We start from the raw sequence: 19,879 nt of genomic DNA, 5'->3' as shown, positions 1-19,879 counted from the left end.
GGTATTTATGAACGCCTATCTTAAGCTCGATCATATCGACAAACATTTCGATCGGGGCGGCGTCCGCGCCGAGGTCCTGAAGGATATCAACCTGACGATTTCCGAGGGCGAATTCGTCTCGATCATCGGCCATTCGGGTTGCGGCAAGTCCACTCTCCTCAACCTTATCGCCGGCCTGACGCCGGTTTCGGCAGGCGCCGTGCTGCTTGAAAACCGAGAGGTCAACGGACCGGGACCGGAGCGCGCCGTCGTCTTCCAGAACCACTCGCTGCTGCCCTGGCTGACGGTCTATGAGAACGTCAATCTCGCCGTCTCCAAACTCTTCAGCAGAACGAAGACCAAGGCCGAGCGGCATGACTGGGTTATGGCCAACCTCGACCTTGTGCAAATGGCGCATGCGAGGGATAAGCGGCCTTCGGAAATTTCCGGGGGCATGAAACAGCGCGTCGGAATTGCCCGCGCGCTTGCGATGGAGCCGAAGATCCTGCTGCTCGACGAGCCCTTCGGCGCACTCGATGCGCTGACCCGCGCCCATCTTCAGGACGCGGTGATGGAAATCCACGCACGGCTTGGCAATACGATGGTGATGATTACCCATGACGTCGATGAAGCGGTGCTGCTGTCCGATCGCATCGTCATGATGACCAACGGCCCGGCGGCCCGTATCGGCGAAGTGCTCGATGTGACCATGCCCCGCCCCCGCCATCGCATCGAGCTCGCCTCCGATCGGACATATCTCAAATGCCGTGAAGCCGTGCTGAAATTCCTCTATGAACGCCACCGCTTCATCGAAGCGGCGGAGTAGAAACCGGGAAATAACCTCGGCGTTTGCCGGCCGTGATTTTTTCGTCTTCGTGGCGGGTCCGGCAGCGCCTGATTTTAGGCGTTGGGCCCTCTTTATTCCCCGGGCGTTGCAAAGACCGCGCTGGCATCGCTGACAATTTCCACATGGGAATAAGCCGCCTGCCCCGCGGCGGCTGCGTCCGCGCGCATGATCGCGGTGACGATCCGGCCGTGCTCCTCGTAGGATTTTGCCAGGCGCCCGGGCAGACGGAACTGTGCCCGCCGAAAAGGCGCGAGCCGCGCCCGCGTCTGCGTCACCATCTCGAAGACATGATCATTATGCGCGCCACGATAAAGCCGGGTGTGAAATTCGGTATTGTGAGCCGAATATTCTTCCTCCGCGCCGGCATGCACGAGCCTCACCGATCCCCGATGCTCCAGCTCCAGCGCGCGCCGCTCGTCGACCGTCATACGCTCGGCCGAGAGCCTGGCGCAGATCGCTTCGAGTTCGGCCATCGCTTCGAACATCGAATGCAGATAAGCCTCGGTGACATTGGTAACGACGGCACTGCGGTTTGGCTCACGCGCAATCAATCCCATGGCGCCCAGCTCACGCAGAGCCTCGCGTACCGGCGTGCGCGAAACGTCGAAACGAACCGCGAGCGACACCTCGTCCAACTTCGCGCCCGGCAGGATTTCACCCGTGACGATCATGTCGGCAATCGCTCGCACCATCTGTTCGACGGTGGTTCCGGTACGGATCACTTCTCTGCGCCTAGTCTGCTTCACAATACGAATCTGCTCACGTCAACATTCTGCATACAGATGCGGTTCGAGACTCGATAAGTCAAATCTAGTGGAGAAGATATTGTTAAATTTTCGCTTTCTGATGCACGAGCACCTCAGGCAATCCGACTTTATGCCAACCGCGCAGTAACAATGAACAAGAAATATCTATTGATTACTTTTTGCGCAAAGATTCGATCAATCTGCATGCACTTTGCAATGCGCAGATCTTGTCGTTTCAGATAAGCTATAAAAAACAATATATTAATTTCTGGCACATGCATTGCATGCACTTTTCTGTACCCGTTCACAACCGGCCCAGCGCCGCAAGGAGCATTCCGATGACCAAACTCCTTTCCATGAACCGCCGCAATTTCCTCCAGGCTTCAGCTGCCGGTGCGCTCGCCGGCGCCATGCCCGGCCTGATCGGCTCCTCCGCCGCAGCCCAAACCGCGCTGACCGTCGGCTTCATCTATGTCGGCCCCAAGGACGACTACGGGTATAACCAGGCGCATGCGGAGGGTGCGGCCGTTATCAAGGCGCTACCGGGCGTGACGCTGGTCGAAGAAGAGAATGTGCCGGAAACCGTCGACGTCCAGAAGACGATGGAATCCATGATCAACCTGGACGGCGCGACCCTGCTCTTTCCGACCTCCTTCGGCTACTTCGACCCACACATGCTGGCCGTGGCCGCTAAACATCCCGAAATCCAGTTCCGGCATTGCGGCGGCCTCTGGCAGGAAGGCAAGAACCCGGCCAATACGGGCTCCTATTTCGGCTATATCTTCCAGGGCCAGTATCTGAACGGCATCGCCGCCGGCCATGCGACGAAGAGCAAGAAGATCGGCTTCGTCGCCGCCAAGCCGATCCCACAGGTTCTGCAGAATATTAACGCCTTCCTGCTCGGCGCACGCACGGTCGATCCTGGTATCACCTGCCAGGTGATCTTCACCGGCGAATGGTCGCTTGCCGTCAAGGAGGCCGAAGCCACCAATGCGCTGGTTGACCAGGGCGCTGACGTCATCACCTGCCACGTCGACAGCCCCAAAGTGGTTGTCGAGACGGCTGCCGGCCGCGGCGCCTTCGTCTGCGGCTATCACGCCAATCAGAGCCCGCTTGCTCCCGAAAAGTACCTCACCGGCGCCGAGTGGGCGTGGGGTAACGTCTACAGCGACTTCGTCAAGAAGGCGCAGGCCGGCGAAAAGCTCGGCAACTTCGTGCGTGGTGGTCTGAAGGACGGCTTCGTGAAGATGAGCGCGCTCGGCCCCGGCGTGTCCGCGGAGGGCCGCAAGGCCTTCGAAACCACGCAGGCGGAGATGATGAAGGGCGGTTTCTCGGTCTTCAAGGGACCCTTGAAGGACAATAAGGGCGACACCGTCGTGGCTGCCGACAAGAGCTATGCCGAAGACGCGATCGAGCTCGAAAGCATGAATTACCTGGTCGAGGGCGTTGTCGGGTCCACGGCGTAAGCCGCGAAGGGAGAAGCGCCATGACCATCGAGGCCAATGATCCCGCAATAGCCATCGTGGAAAAACCGGCTTCGCTACGCCCCGTCCTCGAATGGGTCGCGCGGCGAGCCGAGCCTGTTGTCATCGGCCTTGCGGCCATCCTGATCGGTCTTGCGCTCTTCTCCCTCTTCATCCTGGCGGTCGGCAAGTCGCCGGCCACCCTCTTTCAACTGATGTATACCGGCGGCTTCGGCAGCTGGTTTTCGGTGCAGAACAGTTTAAGTCGTGCCGCACCCCTTCTCCTGACGGCACTCTGCGTCGCCCTGCCCGCCCGTCTCGGCCTCGTCATCATCGGCGGGGAAGGAGCGGTCGTGCTGGGCGGCGTTGCCGCCGCAGCCATGGCTCTGCCGCTCGCCGGCACCGCGCCTGTTTTCCTCACCCTCATTCTGATGGCAATCGCTGCCATGGTGGTCGGCGGCATCTGGATCGGCCTTGCCGGTTTCCTGCGCCATTACCGCGGCGTCAACGAAACCATCTCCTCGCTGCTGCTCTCCTATATCGCCATTGCCCTGATGAACCAGTTCGTCGAAGGGCTGCTGCGCGATCCTGCAAGCCTCAACAAGCCGTCGACCAGGCCGCTGCCGGCGGAATACATGCTCGGCAATATTCCCGGCATGGACGTGCATTGGGGTCTCGTGATCGGCATCCTCGCCTGCATGCTCTCCTGGATCGTGATCGAGGCGACGAGCTACGGGTTTGCCGCCCGCATCGCCGGCGGCAACGTGCGCGCCGCGCAGATCCAGGGACTGCCGGTTGGCAAGCTGATTGCCGGATTTACCGCGCTTGCCGGCAGCTTTGCCGGCCTGGCGGGCATGATCGAAGTGGCGGCGGTGCAGGGAAGTGCCAATGCCTCGCTTGCCGCCGGCTACGGTTATACCGGTATCCTCGTCGCCTTCCTCGCCAGGCACAATCCGCTGGCGATCATTCCGGTCGCGATCCTGCTCGGCGGCATCGACGCCTCGGGCGGCCTCATCCAGCGGCGCATGGGCCTGCCGGATGCGACTGTTCTGGTGCTGCAGGGGACGCTCTTCATCGTCATTCTCTTCTGCGAGACCTTCTACGGCCGCTTCAAGATCTTCAATCCCGACCTCTGGAAAAGGAGCCTCTGATGGAAGAGACAGGCATCGGCATCTGGGGCGTGCCGCTGGCGATCTTCGCCGGCGCCATTCGCGTTTCCACCCCCTTCATCTTCGTCAGCCTCGGCGAGACGATCACCGAACGCTCCGGCCGCATCAATCTCGGCCTCGAAGGCACGCTGGTCTTCGGCGCCATGACGGCCTATGCGGTGGCCGTCATGACCGGCTCGCCGACCCTCGGCGTGCTGGCCGCAATGATGGCGGGTGCGATCTTCGGCCTCATCCACGGCTGGATCTGCAAATTCCCGAAGGTCAATGACATCGCCATCGGCATCGCCATGATGCAGTTCGGTCTCGGCATGGCGTTCTTCCTCGGCAAATCCTTCATCCAGCCGGTCGCGCCGAAACTGCCCTCGATCCCGCTCGGCGGCTGGTCGAGCACGCCGCAGGTCCAGGCGGCGCTCAATATCAACGTGCTTTTCTTCATCGGCGCGGCACTTGCCCTCTTCCTGTTCTGGGCCTTCAAGAACACCCGCATCGGCCTGATCGTGCGCGTCGTCGGCGACAGCACCGACGCGGCCCGGGCCATGGGCATCCATCCGGACCGGGTTCGCTTGCTGGCAACGGCAGTGGGCGGTTCGCTGGCGGCAATCGGCGGTGCCTACCTCTCGCTCTACTATCCGGGCTCATGGAACGAAGGCATCTCGTCAGGCCAGGGCCTGATGGCCGTGGCCCTCGTCATCTTCGCCCGCTGGAACCCGATCGGCTGCTTTCTCGCTGCCCTGCTTTTCGGCGGCGCTGGCGCGCTCGGCCCGGCGCTGCAATCGGTCGGCGTCACACAAGGCTACTACCTTTTTTACGCCGCACCCTACGTGCTCACCCTCGTCATCCTGATCGCCACCTCCTCGCCCACCCGCTCGCTCGCCGGTGCGCCGGGCGCGCTGTCGCTCACGAAATAACGGAGCCTTCCGATGAACGGACTTGGCGGCCTCAACAAATCCGAACACGGTGTCGGTATCGGCATGGTACAGCTCCAGCTGCCGGTGACCGTCACCAAAGCGGACTTGGCAAAACAGACGCAGGTGATCGTCGATCTGGTGGCCAAGGCGCGGCGCAACCAACCGGGCATGGACCTCGTCGTCTTTCCCGAATACGCGCTGCATGGCCTTTCCATGGACATCAATCCGGAGATCATGTGCACGCTCGACGGGCCGGAGGTCGCGGCCTTCAAGCAGGCCTGCAGGGACAACCGGATCTGGGGCTGCTTCTCGATCATGGAGCTGAATCCTGGCGGCATGCCCTACAATTCCGGCATCGTCATCGACGATCAGGGCGAGTTGAAGCTCTATTACCGCAAGATGCATCCCTGGATCCCCGTCGAGCCCTGGGAGCCCGGCGATCTTGGCATCCCTGTCATCGAGGGTCCACGGGGCGCCAAGCTCGCGCTGATCATCTGCCATGACGGCATGTTCCCGGAGATGGCGCGCGAATGCGCCTATAAGGGCGCCGAAATCATGATCCGCACCGCCGGCTACACGGCGCCGATCCGCGATGCCTGGCGCTTCACCAACCAGGCGAACGCCTTCTGCAATCTGATGATCACCGCAAATGTCTGCATGTGCGGCTCGGACGGCACGTTCGATTCCATGGGTGAAGGCATGATCTGCAATTTCGACGGCACGATCATCGCCCACGGCACCTCGGGCCGGCCCAACGAGATCATCACCGCCGAGGTGCGTCCCGACCTGGTGCGCGAGGCCCGGCTCGGCTGGGGCGTGGAGAACAATATCTACCAGTTCGGCCATCGCGGCTATGTCGCCGTCGCCGGCGGCGCCCAGGATGCGCCCTACACCTACATGCACGACCTGATCGCCGGCAAATACCGCCTGCCGTGGGAAGACGAGATAAAGGTCAAGGACGGCACGTCCTGCGGATTTGACAAGCCGATGCGCCGCTACGGCGAACCCCTCAAACCTGCCGCGGAATAGGAGAGAGAATGATGGACGCGATAGTCGAAACCAAAGGGCATTTTATCGACGCCGATCCGTATCCGTGGCCCTATAACGGCGCTCTGAGGCCTGATAACACCGCCCTCATCATTATCGACATGCAGACGGATTTCTGCGGCAAGGGCGGCTATGTCGACCACATGGGCTACGACCTGTCGCTGGTGCAGGCGCCGATCGAACCCATCAAACATGTGCTTGCCGCCATGCGAGCCAAGGGTTACCACATCATCCATACCCGCGAGGGCCATCGCCCCGACCTCGCCGATCTGCCGGCCAACAAACGCTGGCGCTCGCAGCGGATCGGCGCCGGCATCGGTGATCCCGGCCCCTGCGGCCGCATCCTGACGCGTGGCGAACCCGGCTGGGACATCATCCCCGAACTCTACCCGATCGAAGGCGAGACGATCATCGACAAGCCCGGCAAGGGTTCGTTCTGCGCCACCGACCTCGAACTCATCCTCAACCAGAAGCGCATCGAGAACATTATCCTCACGGGGATCACCACCGATGTCTGCGTTTCGACGACGATGCGCGAGGCAAACGACCGCGGCTACGAATGCCTGCTGCTGGAAGACTGCTGCGGTGCGACCGACTACGGAAACCACCTCGCCGCGATCAAGATGGTGAAGATGCAGGGCGGCGTCTTCGGCTCGGTCTCCCATTCCTCGGCTCTAGTCGAGGCGCTGCCCTGATGCCGTCATTGCGTGCCCATGTCTTTCGCGTGCCAGCCGACGGCCCCGATGACGTTGCCGGCGTCGAGGTGCTCTTTGCCAGCGGCCTTCAGGCGAACAACGTCGTCGCCGTTCTCGGCAAGACGGAAGGCAACGGCTGCGTCAATGATTTTACCCGCGGTTATGCCACCCGCAGCTTCGAGACATTGTTCAGCAGATATGGCGTCGACGGCGTCTCGATCATCATGTCCGGCGGCACCGAGGGTGCGCTCTCGCCGCATTGGACGGTTTTTGCGCGTGAAACCGTAGAAACCCCGGGCGAACGGGCGCTGGCCATTGGTGTGTCGCGTACCCCCGCGCTGCCCCCCGAACATCTCGGGCGCCGGGAACAGATCCTGCTCGTTGCCGAAGGCGTGAAGTCCGCGATGAGGGATGCCGGCATCGATGATCCCGCCGATGTCCATTTCGTGCAGATCAAGTGTCCGCTGCTCACCTCGCGCCGGATTGCCGAGGCCGAGGCAGCAGGCAGGACGGTCGCAACCCACGACACGCTGAAATCCATGGGCCTCTCGCGCGGCGCTTCGGCTCTCGGCGTCGCCGTGGCACTCGGCGAGATAGATGCGACATCGATCGGCGATGCCGACATCTGCACACGTTTCGATCTCTTTTCCCGCTGCGCCTCAACCTCGTCCGGGGTCGAACTCACCGATCACGAAATCATCGTCCTCGGCATGAGCGCAAAATGGTCCGGTCCGCTGTCGATCGACCACGCGGTCATGGGGGATGCGATCGACGCGCATTCCGTCAGGAAAGCCCGCGAACGCCTGCCGGAAAACAGCCGGCTGGCGGCGGTTCTCGCCAAGGCCGAGCCGGACCCGTCCGGCAGGATCGGCGGCAGGCGCCACACGATGCTCGATGACTCGGATATTGCAGGCACCCGCCATGCCCGTGCCTTCGTCGGCGGCGTTCTCGCCGGCATCTTCGGGATTACCGATCTCTATGTGTCCGGCGGCGCCGAACACCAGGGTCCGCCCGGCGGCGGTCCCGTCGCCATCATCGTCGAAAAGGAGCAATGAAGTGAGCACAGTCCGCGACACGCCCCTTCCGCAAGCCGGCAAGGCCGTCGGCATCGAGACGCTCGATATGACCATGCGTTTCGGCAGCTTCACCGCGCTCGACAACGTCTCGATCGTCGTTCCGGCCGGGTCTTTTCACGCGCTTCTCGGCGAAAACGGCGCCGGCAAGTCGACACTCGTCAAATGCATCATGGGCTTCTATCACGCAACCTCAGGCTCGCTGTCGGTCGACGGTCGCGAGGTGGCGGTTGCCTCACCCAAGGATGCCGCGGCCTATGGGCTCGGCATGGTCTACCAGCATTTCACACTGGTTCCCTCCCTGACCGGTGCGGAAAACCTGGTCATCAGCCGCACCGAAGTGCCCGCGGTGATCAACTGGGCCAGGGAACGCAAGGATCTGGCGGATTTCATGGAGCGCATGCCGTTCAAGATCCCGCTCGACAGGCCGGTGAGCGAGCTTGCCGCCGGCGAAAAGCAGAAGCTCGAAATCGTCAAGCAGCTCTATCTCGGCCGCTCCTTCCTCGTCCTCGACGAGCCGACTTCGGTGCTGACGCCCGCCGAAGCCGATGAGATGCTTGGCATCGTGCGCGGGATGACCGAGCGCGGCGAGCTCACCGTGCTGATGATTTCCCACAAGTTCCACGAGGTGACGAAGTTCGCTGATGCCGTTTCGATCCTGCGGCGCGGCAAGCTGGTCGGCACCGGTAAGGTCGGCGAGCTCTCCACCGCCGAGATGGCGGCGATGATGATCGGCGACGTCAAGCTCGCCGAGCTCGACAGCCGTCTGCCGGTGGCGGAAGCGGCCAAATCCGTGCTCACTGTAAGCCAGGTGAAAGCTCCGGATCGCTCCGGCCTGAAGACGATCGAGATCGACGCGCTTACAGTCCGCTCCGGCGAGATCGTCGGCATTGCCGGCATATCGGGCAACGGCCAGAAGGAGCTGACGGAAATACTCGCCGGCCAGCGCCCGACCGATAGCGGCCAAGTCATGGTCAATGGCGAGGCTTACGGCGCCACCCGCGACGAGACCCGCAAGAACAGGGTGCGTTTCATCCCCGAAGAACCGTTGCAGAATGCCTGTGCGCCGAAGATGACCGTGAGCGAGAACCTTGCGTTTCGCACCTTCGACTTGAAATCGGACGGCAAGGACGCAATCTGGCTGAACAAGGGCAGCATGAAGAAGCGTGCCTCGGCGCTGATCTCCGACTTCAAGGTCAAGACGGCCTCTTCCTCCTCGCCGATCGCAGCGCTTTCGGGCGGCAACGTGCAGCGTGCCGTGCTCGCCCGCGAACTGACCGGCGATGTCGATCTGTTGATCGTCTCGAACCCCTGTTTCGGTCTCGATTTCTCGGCCGTCGCCGAAATCCGCGCCCGCATCATGAAGGCACGCAATTTGGGCGCTGCCGTGCTGCTGCTTTCCGAGGACCTCGACGAACTGCTCGAGATGTCCGACCGCATCATGGTCATTTCGGAAGGCAAGCTGGTTTACGAGACACCGGCGCGCTCGGCCGATATTGGCGTGATCGGCGCCCACATGGCGGGGCATCATTGATGGCGAAGATCAAAGCTGAACCTTTCGCCTTTCCGGTGAAGCACGATGAGCTCGCCCTCATCGTCATCGACATGCAGCGTGATTTCGCCGAGCCCGGCGGCTTCGGTGCAAGCCTCGGCAATGATGTCAGCCGTATCACCAGGATCGTGCCTGATGTCAAACGCCTCATTCTGGGCTTCCGCAATGCCGGCCTGCCTGTGATCCATACGATGGAGTGCCACCGGCCGGACCTTTCGGACCTGCCGCCGGCCAAACGCGACCGTGGCAATCCGTCGCTCAAGATCGGCGACGAAGGTCCGATGGGCCGCATCCTGATCTCAGGCGAACCCGGCACGGCAATCCTGCCGGAACTCGCTCCGGTGAAGGGCGAAGTCGTCATCGAAAAACCCGGCAAGGGCGCTTTCTACGCCACCGAACTTGGCACCGTGTTGCAAGAGAAGGGCATTCGTCAGCTGGTCTTTGCCGGTGTCACCACCGAAGTCTGCGTGCAGACGACGATGCGCGAAGCAAACGACCGCGGCTATGAATGCCTTCTCGCCGAGGAGGCGACGGAAAGCTACTTCCCAGAATTCAAAGCCGCAGCCATCGCCATGATCCGCGCCCAAGGCGCGATCGTCGGCTGGACCGCGCATGTCGACGACATTCTGGAAAGTATCGCCCATGCCTGAAACGACCCGCGAACGCCTGATGTCAGGCGGCTGGAAGGAGCTGGAATTCGGCCCCTTCCGCGATGCTGTCACCATTCACTGGATCCGCCCCTTCGAGGGTGATCAGCCGGGCGTGGCGCTGCTGAAATATGAGCCCGGCGCCTCCGTTCCCCGCCATCGCCACGAAGGGCTCGAGACCATCCTGGTGCTCGACGGCGTTCAATCCGACGAGACGGGCGATTACATCAGCGGCAGTTATATCGTCAATGCGCCGGGCAGCGAACACTCGGTCTGGAGTAATACCGGCTGTGTCGTACTCATCCAGTGGGACCGGCCCGTGAAAATACTCGAAGACGAAATTGCCTGAACCCGCGCCGGCCTTGGAGGTCTGCCCGACGATCCGGAAGGACATGAATTTCACAGCAGCATCGAGGCCCCGCGATCGATATAGGTATCCAGGAATTGTTCGAGGCGCGGGTTTCTCGGCCGTTTGAAGACGTCCTGCGGCGGGCCGGTGAACAGCACCTTGCCGTGATCGAGAAAGATGATCTGCTGGCCGACCGTCGCGGCAAATCCGATCTCGTGGGAGACGACGACCATCGTCATGCCCTCGGCGGCGAGATCGCGCATGACGTTGAGCACTTCGCCGGTCAGCTCGGGATCGAGTGACGAGGTCGGCTCGTCAAACAGCATGATCTTCGGGTTGAGGGCAAGCGCCCGGGCGATAGCGACACGCTGTTGTTGCCCTCCCGAGAGCTGCGATGGATAGTGCCCCGCCCTGCCCTCCAGGCCGACCTTGACGAGCTGGGCCATGGCCCGTTCCTCCGCATCCCTGCGGCTCATCTTATGAACGGTCTTCAGCGCCTCGCTGACATTGCCGAGCGCCGTCATATGCGGCCAGAGATTGAACTGCTGAAAAACCATCCCGATCTGCGATCGAATCTGCCGGTTCACAGCAGTCGGCACCCGCTCACGGACACCCTTGGCGTTTTCCGCAAAGCCAAGCACCTCGCCGTTGACGGCAATCGTCCCTTTCGTCGATTCCTCCAGAAACGCCATGCAGCGCAGCAGCGTACTCTTGCCGGATCCCGACGGGCCGATGACGCAGGAGACTTGTCCCTGCTCGATTTCGAGGTCGATGCCGTGCAGCACGGTGGAACCGCCGAACGTCTTGACGAGATTTTTGACTGCGATCGCAGGAACGCTCATATGTTAAAAAACCTGAATCTGGTGAGTTTCGTTTCGGCGAGATGGCCGAGCCAGCCGGTGATTTCGACCAGTACCCAATAAAACAGCGCAAGGACGAAGAGCGCCTCGACGAAAGCATATTGCTGCGAGCCGATGGCGCTGAGTGTCGCCGTCAACTCTGGCACGGTGATGATGGACAGAACGGCCGTCTCCTTCATGAGGATGATCGTCATGTTGACGGAAGGTGGCAACACCAGCATGGTCATCTCCGGCAACAATATGCGCCGGATGATCTGCCCTTGTGTCAGGCCAACGCATAGGCCGGCCTCGATATGTCCCTTCGGGACGGCGGCAAAGCCCGAGCGGAATATCTCACTGAAATAAGCCGCGCCGTAGATGGAAAGGCCGACGATGCCGGCCGGGATCGGATCGAGCGACAATCCGACGAAGGGGCCGCCATAATAGACGAGGAATATTTGAATCAGGAAGGGCGTGCCGCGTAGCACTGCGATGACAAGGCCGAACGCTCTGTCGAACAGCACCCCGCCAAAACGTCGCGCGACAGCGACTAGGAAACCCAGTAGGGCAGCGGCAAGAGTGGTGACGATCCAGATGAGGATGGTGACCCACGCACCGTGGAGGATCTCCGGCAAGTTGCTGAAAATCACATTGGTATCGAAGGTCATCGCGGCACTCCTGGCAGGGAGCGTTCGATCAGGCCGCCCGCAAGGGCAACGATCCAATTGATGACGAGATAGATCAGGCCTGCGGAAGCAAAAATCTCAAGCGGCAGGAAGGTGCTGCCGGCAAGGTCCTGAGCCATGCGTGTGAGCTCGACGATTCCGACGACAGAGACGAGCGAAGACGCCTTCAGAATAAGGATCGCTTCATTGACGAGCGCCGGGAAAGTCAGGCGCAGGGCGATCGGCGCCTTGATGCGGCGGAAGATCTGAATGGGAGTCATGCCGACCATTTCGGCAGATTCGACCAGGCCCACGGGAACGCTGGAAAAACCACCGCGCAGATTTTCAGCCTGATAGGCCGCAGTACACAAGGATAGGCCAACGACGGCCGCAACGATGCTCGGCACGTTGATGCCAATCACCGGCAGCAGATTGTAGATCAGCAACAGCTGGACCAGCAGCGGTGCACCACGAAAGAAACTAATGAAAATCTGCGCCGGCAACACGAAAAGCCGTTGCCGTGAGAGCAGCATGGCTGAAATGACGATCGCGATCGCAAAGCCGATCAGGATGGAGACCACACTGATCGTCACCGTGTAGATCGAGGCTTGCAGAAGCAGTTCGAATAGCTTGATGGACATGGGCGGTGCTTGCCTGGGCGCTGCGGCCGTGAACTTTGATCCCACGGCGGATTGCGCCCCGACTGATGGCGGGGCGCGTTCGTTTCACCGGCGGCTAATCAGAATGCAGGATCCTTGACAGCATCAGGCGTATCGAAAGACGCACCAAACCACTTCTTTTGCAGCTCCGCCATACGTCCGTCTGCCTTGATCTTGAGCATCGCGGCATCGATCGCATCCATCAGGGGCGCATGATCGGCATCCTTGAGACCGATGAAGCCAAAATAGGACTTCTTGCCGAATGGCGGCAGGACGACTTCGAACGTGCCTTTTCGCTGGCTAGCGACGAAGGCGATATTGGGCAGCGAGTTGGCAACGCCGGCAATGCGGCCGGCGGCGAGATCGGCGTAGGATTCGGTAAAGGCTGGATATTCGCGCACGTCGACTTTGGTCGGCAGCGTGCCGGAGAATTCCTTCAGCTGGTCGAGCTGGGCAGTTGCTTTGCCGACACCGATCGTCTTGCCGGCAATATCTTCCGGCTTGCTGATCGTCGTGTCGCCAGCCTTCTTCAGAATGGCGATCGTCGCTTCGGCGATCGGCGGCGTGAAGCGATAGCGCTCCATGCGCTTCTTGGTGATCGTTGCAGGACCTGCGACGACATCGAACTTGCCGGCCTCAAGCGCGGGGAAGACGCCGTCCCAAGGAAGCGCTATCCACTCGATCTTGACGCCGAGTTCCTTGCCGATCTCGGCAAAGAGGTCGACGTTCAAGCCGGTATGTTCACCGGCATCGATATAGTCGAACGGTGCGAAAGCCGTTTCGGTGCCAACCTTGAGGGTGCCGGCTGCCTTGACGGCGGCCAGCGTGTCGGCTGCATGGGCGGAAACGGCTGCTCCGAACAGGAACGCAGCGCCGACCAGACCCTTCAGCAGTGAATTTGCCTTCATGATCATCTCTCCAGTTTATTCCCCCGGCGGAGGAGTTTTGGTTCCCGACTTCGATTTCCTCTGCGCGGATTTCTATGCTCCGCTTTTGACTATACAAATAGATATAGGCTGGCCTAGAGTGTCAATGTAAAAGACGAGGAACGCAAAATTTGTGCCGGGTGGCGTCGATCTCGCTGGCATGACCGTTCCTGAATTTATGATCGTTGACGCCGGATGAGGTGCGGGCTTGGTGTCGATTTATCAGCGTATTTTCACCGATGTCGAGACGAAGATCATCAGCGGTGATTGGCGGCCCGGTGACCGTATTCCCGTCGAACACGAACTCGCGGCGAAATATCGGTGCTCGCGGATGACAGTCAGCAAGGCGCTGTCGGCGCTCGCCGAGCGCGGCATGATCGTCAGACGGCGCAAGACAGGTTCGTTTGTCGCATCGCCCCAGATCGACCGCACGGTGATGGATATCCAGGATATCAGCACCGAAGCGGAACTGGCCGGGCACGAACACCGCTTCGAAATCCTCGCCCGCAAGATCGAGCGCCTTGGAGAGGCGGAGGCACAGCAGCTGTCGGAGCCTGCCGATGCAGAAGTTCTCAGGCTTCAGTGCCTGCATATCGTCGACGGCAGACCGAATGCCATCGAGCGGCGGATCATCATGCTCGATGCTGTCCCACGGGCGAGAGAGGAGAGTTTTGCTTCAATTCCGCCCGGCAAATGGCTGCTTGATGAGGTTCCCTGGTCCAAGGCCAAACATGTCATTCGCGCCGTCTCGGCCGACACTACGACGGCGCGGATCCTGCAGACGGAACGTGGCGAGGCCTGCCTTAGCCTCATTCGCCAGACCTGGCAAAACGGACGCACGGTGACCTATGTCGAGTTTACCCATCCGGGCGACCGGTTCCAGTTTGCGGGGACGTTTCATCCGGCAGCAAATTGAGTTCGACGCAAATCACGAGAGGTTCTTCAAGTGACCGATGAGCGCCTCAAGGCGATACCGCTGAAAAGTTTGCAGGCGTTCGAGGCGGTGGGGCGCTGCGGCGGCGTGACGGCCGCGGCACTGGAGCTGAGGGTTTCGCCGGGGGCCATCAGCCAGCAGATTCGCAAGATCGAAAGCTTTCTTGGAATTTCGCTTCTGGAGCGCAGCGGGCGAACCGTCGAGCTGACCGCCTGGGGCCGGCTCTACCATCAGGAGATATCGAAGGGGTTCGAGCAATTTGCGCTCGCTCAGCAACTGTTGGAAAAGGCGCGCAACGAGACGGCACTGGTGCTCAGTGCGCTTTCCTCCGTCGTCAACAAATGGATCGGCAGGCGCATCTTCGACTGGCAGGCGCTTCATCCCGAAGTTCCAGTGAGGATTATCGGACGCGACAAAGAGCCCCGGATCGGTTTCGACGATGTCGATTTCCGCGTCAGCTACGGATCGGACGTCCTCCAGCACGAACATTATACCGAACTGTTCCGCGATTGGGTCGTTCCGGCCTGCTCGCCGGCGCTGATGCAGGATCGCGCACATACGGCGCGCGATCTTTTCCAACAACCCCTCCTCCATGTCGAGTGGGAACGACACTTCACCCCCTACCCCAGCTGGGCGGAGTTTGCCGCCAAGGCCGGCGTCGCGTTCGATGTGTCGACGCCCGGCCTTTCCTTCACTTTGTCGAGCAGTGCAATTGACGCAGCCGTCAACAAGCGCGGCGTCGTGCTCGCACAAATGTCGATGATATCAGATGAGCTTGAGGCGCAAACGCTCGTCATTCCGGTCGACATGCGCATTGCACTGCGTGAAAGCTATTTTCTCGCCTGGGATCGTGCTGCCTTGCAGAAGCCCCACGGGCGCGAATTCCGCGATTGGCTCATTGCTATTTCCCGTCAGCAGGCTTCGGCATCGGCTCCTGCTGCATAATTTCTCAAATCGGAATCGATTTGAGAAATTATGCATCGCTTCAAAAATGTTACAGCGTCCTTTGCGCGTCAGAAAAGACGCGCGGCGCTATAAGCCAACACTTTAGAAAAACTAAAACGGAACTCAGCTACGCGATATTGATGAAAATTTGCGCCTGGCGATAATTTGCGCAGTCGCCTTCAAGGGGACGGCGTGGCGGACAATGGCAGGAGAACTCAATGGCGCGGACCGACAAGATGAAACTCGGGACTTTCGTCTATACGTTCGGCTTTCATCCGGCCTCCTGGCTGCATCCGGCAAGCGACGTCAATGGCGCCAACGACTTCGCTCATCTGCTCGATGTCGCCAAGCGATCCGAGGCGGCCAAATTCGATTTCATGTTCATGGCGGATTCTCCTGCCGCCGCCGTCGGCGATCCGAATGCGCTTGCCCGAATTCCGACCAAGATGAACCGCTTCGAACCCCTCTCGCTGCTCTCGGCTCTGGCGGTCACCACCAACGATCTCGGTCTCGTGGCGACGGTCTCCACGAGTTATTACGAGCCATATAATGTCGCGCGTCTGTTCGCCTCGATCGACCATCTGAGCAAGGGGCGTGTCTGCTGGAACGTCGTCACCTCCGATCACGACGAAACCGGCTACAACTTCAACCGCGAGGGGCTCGACCCGCATGCGCTGCGCTACGAGCGCGGCAACGAATTCGTCGATGTCGTGTTCGGCCTCTGGGACAGCTTCGAGGATGGCGCACTGCTTCTCGACCGTGAAAACGGTGTCTACTATGACAAAGACAAGCACCATACGCTCAACCACAAAGGCAAGCACTTCCAGGTTCGCGGACCCCTCAACATCGCGCGAACGCCCCAGGGTCGTCCTGTCATCGCCCAGGCGGGCGGTTCGGAACCCGGAATGGACATGGCGGCACGCACGGCGGAGATCGTCTTCAGCCTCGCATCGAATATCGACCGAAACCGTGCCTTCTACGACAACGTCAAGCGCCGGATGCCGGCCCATGGACGCGATCCGGACGACCTGAAAATCATGCCGGGTATCGTGATCAACGTCGGTGAAACTGAAGCCGAGGCAAAGGCGAAGGTCGACTATCTGATCGACAAGATGCATCCGGATGTCGGCCTGCTGATGCTCTCCGAATTTCTGGAGGCGGACCTGCGCGACGTGGCGCTCGACAAGCCTTTCCCCATGGATCGGCTGCCGGCGGCGCCAAAGGGATCACGCGCCCTGTTCGACGAACTGGTCGATTTCGTGAAAAGCGGCCACACCGTCGGCGAACTCATCCGGCACTATGCCGAGAAGCATACCGGAAATGGCATCACAGGCACGCCAGCCCAGATTGCCGACTTCATGGAGGAATGGTTTGAGACGCGTGCCGCCGACGGCTTTATCCTGATGTTCCCCACCTTGCCGTCCAGTCTCGACGACTTCGTGCGGTTGGTCCTGCCCGAGCTTCGGCGCCGCGGGCTGTTCCGTGAGGAGTACGAGGGCAAGACCTTGCGTGAAAACCTCGGTCTTTCAAAGCCTGTAAACCGCTTTGTCAAAACGAAAGAGCCAGCCCGATGAGTGCCGAGCCTTTGATCAGCGAGGCGGACTTCAAGTTTTCGATGCGTCATCTGGCGGGTGCGGTCAGCGTGATTACGGTCGGCGACGGTAAAGACCGCACCGGCTTCACCGCAACGTCGGTCTCCTCGCTTTCGGCGGAGTTGCCTTCCGTCATCGTCAGTGTCAACCGAGCGTCTTCCTCATGGCCGGCGCTGCAGCAATACGGCTGCTTTTGTGTCAACGTGCTCGCTGCCGACCAGCAGCAGGTGGCGCAATCCTTTGCCGGTCTTGACGGGCGAAAGGGCGCCGAACGCTACGGCAACGCCGGATGGTATCGCCTCAAGACTGGTGCGGCGGTCCTTGAAAAGGCCCTCACGGTCCTGGACTGCAAGCTCGAAACCGCATTCCACTACAATTCCCATGCGATTCTGGTCGGACATGTCTGCGCGATCGAAATTCGGCAGGGCATAGGACCGTTACTTTACTGGCGCGGTGGTTATCACCAACTTCCGGCGGAGGTTGATCAAAACCGTCTATCGAAGGCGCTCGGACAATAGCTTTATCGAGGCGACATCCGCGTTGGCAAAGGCAAGTCTGAGGTAGCGCTCCTGCCCTTCCCCGAAATAGGCTCCGGGCAAACAAACAATGCCGGATTCCTTGGCGAGTTTTTCGGCAACCTCTGAAGACGATCGATCAGCGTAGGGATGGCGGACAAAGGCGAAATAGGCGCCTATCGCGGCGATCTCCCAATCCGGCAGCCCGGAAAAGACCAGCCTCAACGCATCCGCGCGGCGAGTGATCTCCAGCTGGTTACCGGCTCGCCACTCGGCGAGCGCCGGGATCGCCGCAGCAACGGCGATCTGAGCCGAACGCGGCGCGCAGATCTGCATATTGTCCATCACCTTGGCGATCTCGGCGATGAGTTTGGGGCCTGCCGTGATTGCACCCAGTCTGTGACCGGGAATGCAGAAGGATTTCGAGAAGCTGTAGAGAAGAACGAGCGTGTCCTCCCAGCCCGGCTCGGAGAGAAGAGAGTGCGGCGGCCCGTAATCTTCGCCAAGAAAATCGCGATAGGTTTCATCGAGGATCAGCCAGGCGCCGTATTTCCGGCAGAGCACAAAAAGCTTGTGAAGCAGGCTGGGTGGATACACGGCTCCGGTGGGATTATTGGGTGTCACGACGGCAAGTATCTTCGCGCCGGCCGCAAGTGCAGCCTCGGCCGAACTCAGATCGGGAAGGAAGCCGGCGGCGGCGTCGCAATCGACCAATCGACGCCCGATCCCCAGCATCGACAGCGTCGTATCGTGATTGAAATAGAAGGGATTGGTCAGTGCTACGGTATCGCCGGCGCCCGCAAGCGCGATCGCTGCGCACATGAACGCCTGATTGCAGCCGGCGGTAATGTGGATATTACCGGCGGAAAGGTCGGCGCCGTAAAGCTCGGCAACGTGAGCCGCGTAGGTCTTGCGCAACAGAGGTTCGCCCTCGATCGGCCCGTATCCCGTCATCGCCTGTTGTCCGGCCGCCTCGGCAAGAAGCCGAAGCATCTCCGGATGCGCAGGATAGCCGGGCACGGCTTGCGACAAATCGATGAGCGGCCCTTTTTCTCCTTTGTATTCGCGGCTCCAGGCGACGACGGAAGGAATGGGCGGGGCAGAGAGGCGGGCAACGAGCGAGTTGGGTTTTGCAGCGATCATGTCGATTTCTCTTTGATACCGATTGCTACAACGATACCAATTGTTTTCTCAACCTCTTTGTCTGACGAGACGGACCTGAAGCGGAGATGCATGCGCATGGTGTGGGACAAAACGCGGCTCGAACAGCTGCGCGCAGAATTTGCAGACGCCAATGGCGGCGAGATATTCGATGAGAAGTTTCGCAAAGTGGCGGAGAAGATCATCTCCAAGAGCGGCACGAGACTGGCGCCATACGCCGGAGTGCCGACCTTCCTCAGCGCACCCTACATGCAGGTCGCAGCCGAGGATCCGGATTTCGGCAATCTCCAGGTTGCAATCACCGGGATCCCCATGGACCTTGGCGTCACCAATCGTCCAGGCTCGCGTTTCGGACCGAGAGCACTTCGCGCCATCGAAAGGATCGGCCCCTACAATCACGTCCTTGCCACGGCGCCGGTCTTCGATCTTCGGGTCGCCGATATCGGCGACATATCGTTCCAAAGCCGTTACCGGCTGGAACTCAGCCATGACGACATCGAAAAGCGCATCGGCCAGATCGTCGATGCCGGCGTTGCCCCGCTTTCCGTTGGAGGCGATCATTCCATCAGCCACCCGATTTTGAAGGCCATCGGTCGGCAGCAACCGGTCGGCCTCATTCATATTGATGCCCACTGCGATACAAGCGGCGCTTTTGATCAGACGAAGTTTCATCACGGCGGGCCGTTCCGCAATGCGGTGCTGGACGGCGTGCTCGATCCGACACGGACAATCCAGATTGGCATCCGTGGTTCGGCGGAATATTTGTGGGAATTCTCCTATGCGTCGGGAATGACCGTCATCCACGCAGAGGACATCAGCGGAATGGGGATTGCGGCCGTGGTTGCCAAGGCAAAATCCATCGTCGGCGACGGCCCGACCTATCTTTCCTTCGACGTCGACAGCCTCGATCCGAGCTTTGCGCCCGGCACGGGCACGCCCGAGGTCGGTGGATTGACCACGCGTGAAGTCCTTGAACTGATACGCGGGCTGAAAGGGATAAACCTGGTGGGCGGTGACGTCGTCGAAGTTGCCCCGCAATATGACGCAACGACCAACACGGCGCACGGCGCAGCACAGGTGCTCTTTGAGATTCTGAGCCTCATGGTGTTTAGTCCGTCGATCGGCAAACGCTAAGGCCGACCCATCGGTCATCTCCATGTCATTCGTG

21 protein-coding genes are annotated in these 19,879 nt (G+C 60.6%); 15 read left to right on the top strand and 6 right to left on the bottom strand.

What is annotated here, in order from left to right; genetic code table 11:
• Positions 1-7 precede the first annotated feature (7 nt).
• A complete protein-coding gene (locus tag U5G49_RS32900; RefSeq protein WP_168319924.1) occupies positions 8-805 on the top strand; it encodes an ABC transporter ATP-binding protein in 798 nt (265 codons plus the stop codon).
• A 92-nt stretch (positions 806-897) separates the two neighbouring features.
• Here the strand turns inward: U5G49_RS32900 and U5G49_RS32895 are convergent, their stop codons facing one another.
• Positions 898-1,572, bottom strand: coding sequence for a GntR family transcriptional regulator (locus tag U5G49_RS32895; RefSeq protein ID WP_018246795.1), 675 nt, complete (start codon positions 1,570-1,572; stop codon positions 898-900).
• 338 nt (positions 1,573-1,910) lie between these two features.
• On the opposite strand from U5G49_RS32895, the gene U5G49_RS32890 reads away from it, so the two are divergent.
• The 9 genes from U5G49_RS32890 to U5G49_RS32850 are packed head-to-tail and all read left to right on the top strand — an operon-like array spanning position 1,911 to position 10,475.
• Positions 1,911-3,038, top strand: a complete 1,128-nt coding sequence (locus tag U5G49_RS32890) for a BMP family ABC transporter substrate-binding protein (protein ID WP_193445926.1) — start codon at positions 1,911-1,913, stop codon at positions 3,036-3,038.
• Between the two features lie 20 nt (positions 3,039-3,058).
• Positions 3,059-4,186, top strand: a complete 1,128-nt coding sequence (locus U5G49_RS32885; RefSeq protein WP_182564174.1) for an ABC transporter permease — start codon at positions 3,059-3,061, stop codon at positions 4,184-4,186.
• The gene (locus tag U5G49_RS32880; RefSeq protein ID WP_193445927.1) at positions 4,186-5,112 is read left to right on the top strand and encodes an ABC transporter permease; all 927 of its coding nucleotides are present in this window, start codon (positions 4,186-4,188) and stop codon (positions 5,110-5,112) included. Before U5G49_RS32885 ends, U5G49_RS32880 begins: the two co-directional genes overlap by 1 nt.
• Positions 5,113-5,124: 12 nt before the next feature.
• On the top strand, positions 5,125-6,141 hold the full coding sequence (locus U5G49_RS32875; RefSeq protein ID WP_193445928.1) for a formamidase: 1,017 nt from the start codon (positions 5,125-5,127) through the stop codon (positions 6,139-6,141).
• 11 nt (positions 6,142-6,152) lie between these two features.
• Positions 6,153-6,854 (top strand): biuret amidohydrolase, encoded by a 702-nt coding sequence (biuH, locus tag U5G49_RS32870; RefSeq protein WP_193445984.1) that lies wholly within the window; start codon positions 6,153-6,155, stop codon positions 6,852-6,854.
• Positions 6,854-7,909, top strand: a complete 1,056-nt coding sequence (gene atzD / locus U5G49_RS32865) for a cyanuric acid amidohydrolase (protein ID WP_193445929.1) — start codon at positions 6,854-6,856, stop codon at positions 7,907-7,909. Before biuH ends, atzD begins: the two co-directional genes overlap by 1 nt.
• Before the next feature lies 1 nt (position 7,910).
• A complete protein-coding gene (locus U5G49_RS32860; RefSeq protein ID WP_168319921.1) occupies positions 7,911-9,461 on the top strand; it encodes an ABC transporter ATP-binding protein in 1,551 nt (516 codons plus the stop codon).
• Positions 9,461-10,129, top strand: coding sequence for a cysteine hydrolase family protein (locus tag U5G49_RS32855; protein ID WP_027683078.1), 669 nt, complete (start codon positions 9,461-9,463; stop codon positions 10,127-10,129). Before U5G49_RS32860 ends, U5G49_RS32855 begins: the two co-directional genes overlap by 1 nt.
• Positions 10,122-10,475 carry a cupin domain-containing protein gene (locus U5G49_RS32850; RefSeq protein ID WP_193445930.1) on the top strand — a complete coding sequence of 118 codons (354 nt, stop codon included), beginning with the start codon at positions 10,122-10,124 and terminating at the stop codon, positions 10,473-10,475. Before U5G49_RS32855 ends, U5G49_RS32850 begins: the two co-directional genes overlap by 8 nt.
• Positions 10,476-10,525: 50 nt before the next feature.
• Here the strand turns inward: U5G49_RS32850 and U5G49_RS32845 are convergent, their stop codons facing one another.
• The 4 genes from U5G49_RS32845 to U5G49_RS32830 all read right to left on the bottom strand — a co-directional run bounded on the left by U5G49_RS32845 (position 10,526) and on the right by U5G49_RS32830 (position 13,546).
• Positions 10,526-11,317, bottom strand: coding sequence for an amino acid ABC transporter ATP-binding protein (locus U5G49_RS32845; protein ID WP_113542862.1), 792 nt, complete (start codon positions 11,315-11,317; stop codon positions 10,526-10,528).
• The gene (locus tag U5G49_RS32840) at positions 11,314-11,982 is read right to left on the bottom strand and encodes an amino acid ABC transporter permease (RefSeq protein ID WP_193445931.1); all 669 of its coding nucleotides are present in this window, start codon (positions 11,980-11,982) and stop codon (positions 11,314-11,316) included. The genes U5G49_RS32845 and U5G49_RS32840 overlap by 4 nt, the downstream gene beginning before the upstream one ends.
• Positions 11,979-12,620, bottom strand: coding sequence for an amino acid ABC transporter permease (locus tag U5G49_RS32835; RefSeq protein ID WP_027683074.1), 642 nt, complete (start codon positions 12,618-12,620; stop codon positions 11,979-11,981). The genes U5G49_RS32840 and U5G49_RS32835 overlap by 4 nt, the downstream gene beginning before the upstream one ends.
• Before the next feature lie 98 nt (positions 12,621-12,718).
• Positions 12,719-13,546 carry a transporter substrate-binding domain-containing protein gene (locus U5G49_RS32830; RefSeq protein WP_026188802.1) on the bottom strand — a complete coding sequence of 276 codons (828 nt, stop codon included), beginning with the start codon at positions 13,544-13,546 and terminating at the stop codon, positions 12,719-12,721.
• A gap of 226 nt (positions 13,547-13,772) precedes the next feature.
• Between U5G49_RS32830 and U5G49_RS32825 the strand changes: the two genes are divergently transcribed.
• The 4 genes from U5G49_RS32825 (at position 13,773) to U5G49_RS32810 (ending at position 17,553) form a co-directional block, all read left to right on the top strand.
• Complete coding sequence (locus tag U5G49_RS32825) at positions 13,773-14,480, top strand: UTRA domain-containing protein (RefSeq protein ID WP_018246809.1); 708 nt, start codon at positions 13,773-13,775, stop codon at positions 14,478-14,480.
• Between the two features lie 30 nt (positions 14,481-14,510).
• Positions 14,511-15,443 (top strand): LysR family transcriptional regulator, encoded by a 933-nt coding sequence (locus U5G49_RS32820; protein WP_193445932.1) that lies wholly within the window; start codon positions 14,511-14,513, stop codon positions 15,441-15,443.
• Between the two features lie 218 nt (positions 15,444-15,661).
• On the top strand, positions 15,662-17,017 hold the full coding sequence (locus U5G49_RS32815; protein ID WP_193445933.1) for an LLM class flavin-dependent oxidoreductase: 1,356 nt from the start codon (positions 15,662-15,664) through the stop codon (positions 17,015-17,017).
• Complete coding sequence (locus tag U5G49_RS32810; RefSeq protein WP_193445934.1) at positions 17,014-17,553, top strand: flavin reductase family protein; 540 nt, start codon at positions 17,014-17,016, stop codon at positions 17,551-17,553. Before U5G49_RS32815 ends, U5G49_RS32810 begins: the two co-directional genes overlap by 4 nt.
• On the opposite strand, the gene U5G49_RS32805 is transcribed toward U5G49_RS32810, so the two are convergent.
• The gene (locus U5G49_RS32805; RefSeq protein WP_193445935.1) at positions 17,530-18,693 is read right to left on the bottom strand and encodes an aminotransferase; all 1,164 of its coding nucleotides are present in this window, start codon (positions 18,691-18,693) and stop codon (positions 17,530-17,532) included. The genes U5G49_RS32810 and U5G49_RS32805 overlap by 24 nt on opposite strands.
• 96 nt (positions 18,694-18,789) lie before the next feature.
• On the opposite strand from U5G49_RS32805, the gene speB reads away from it, so the two are divergent.
• Positions 18,790-19,845 (top strand): agmatinase, encoded by a 1,056-nt coding sequence (gene speB, locus U5G49_RS32800; RefSeq protein ID WP_193445936.1) that lies wholly within the window; start codon positions 18,790-18,792, stop codon positions 19,843-19,845.
• The last annotated feature ends 34 nt before the right edge of the window (positions 19,846-19,879 follow it).

The organism is Rhizobium indigoferae, from assembly GCF_034554815.1.
GTDB lineage: Bacteria > Pseudomonadota > Alphaproteobacteria > Rhizobiales > Rhizobiaceae > Rhizobium > Rhizobium leguminosarum.
The sequence above is the reverse complement of the archived record's forward strand: the minus strand, read 5'-3'. Positions and strand labels throughout refer to the sequence as shown.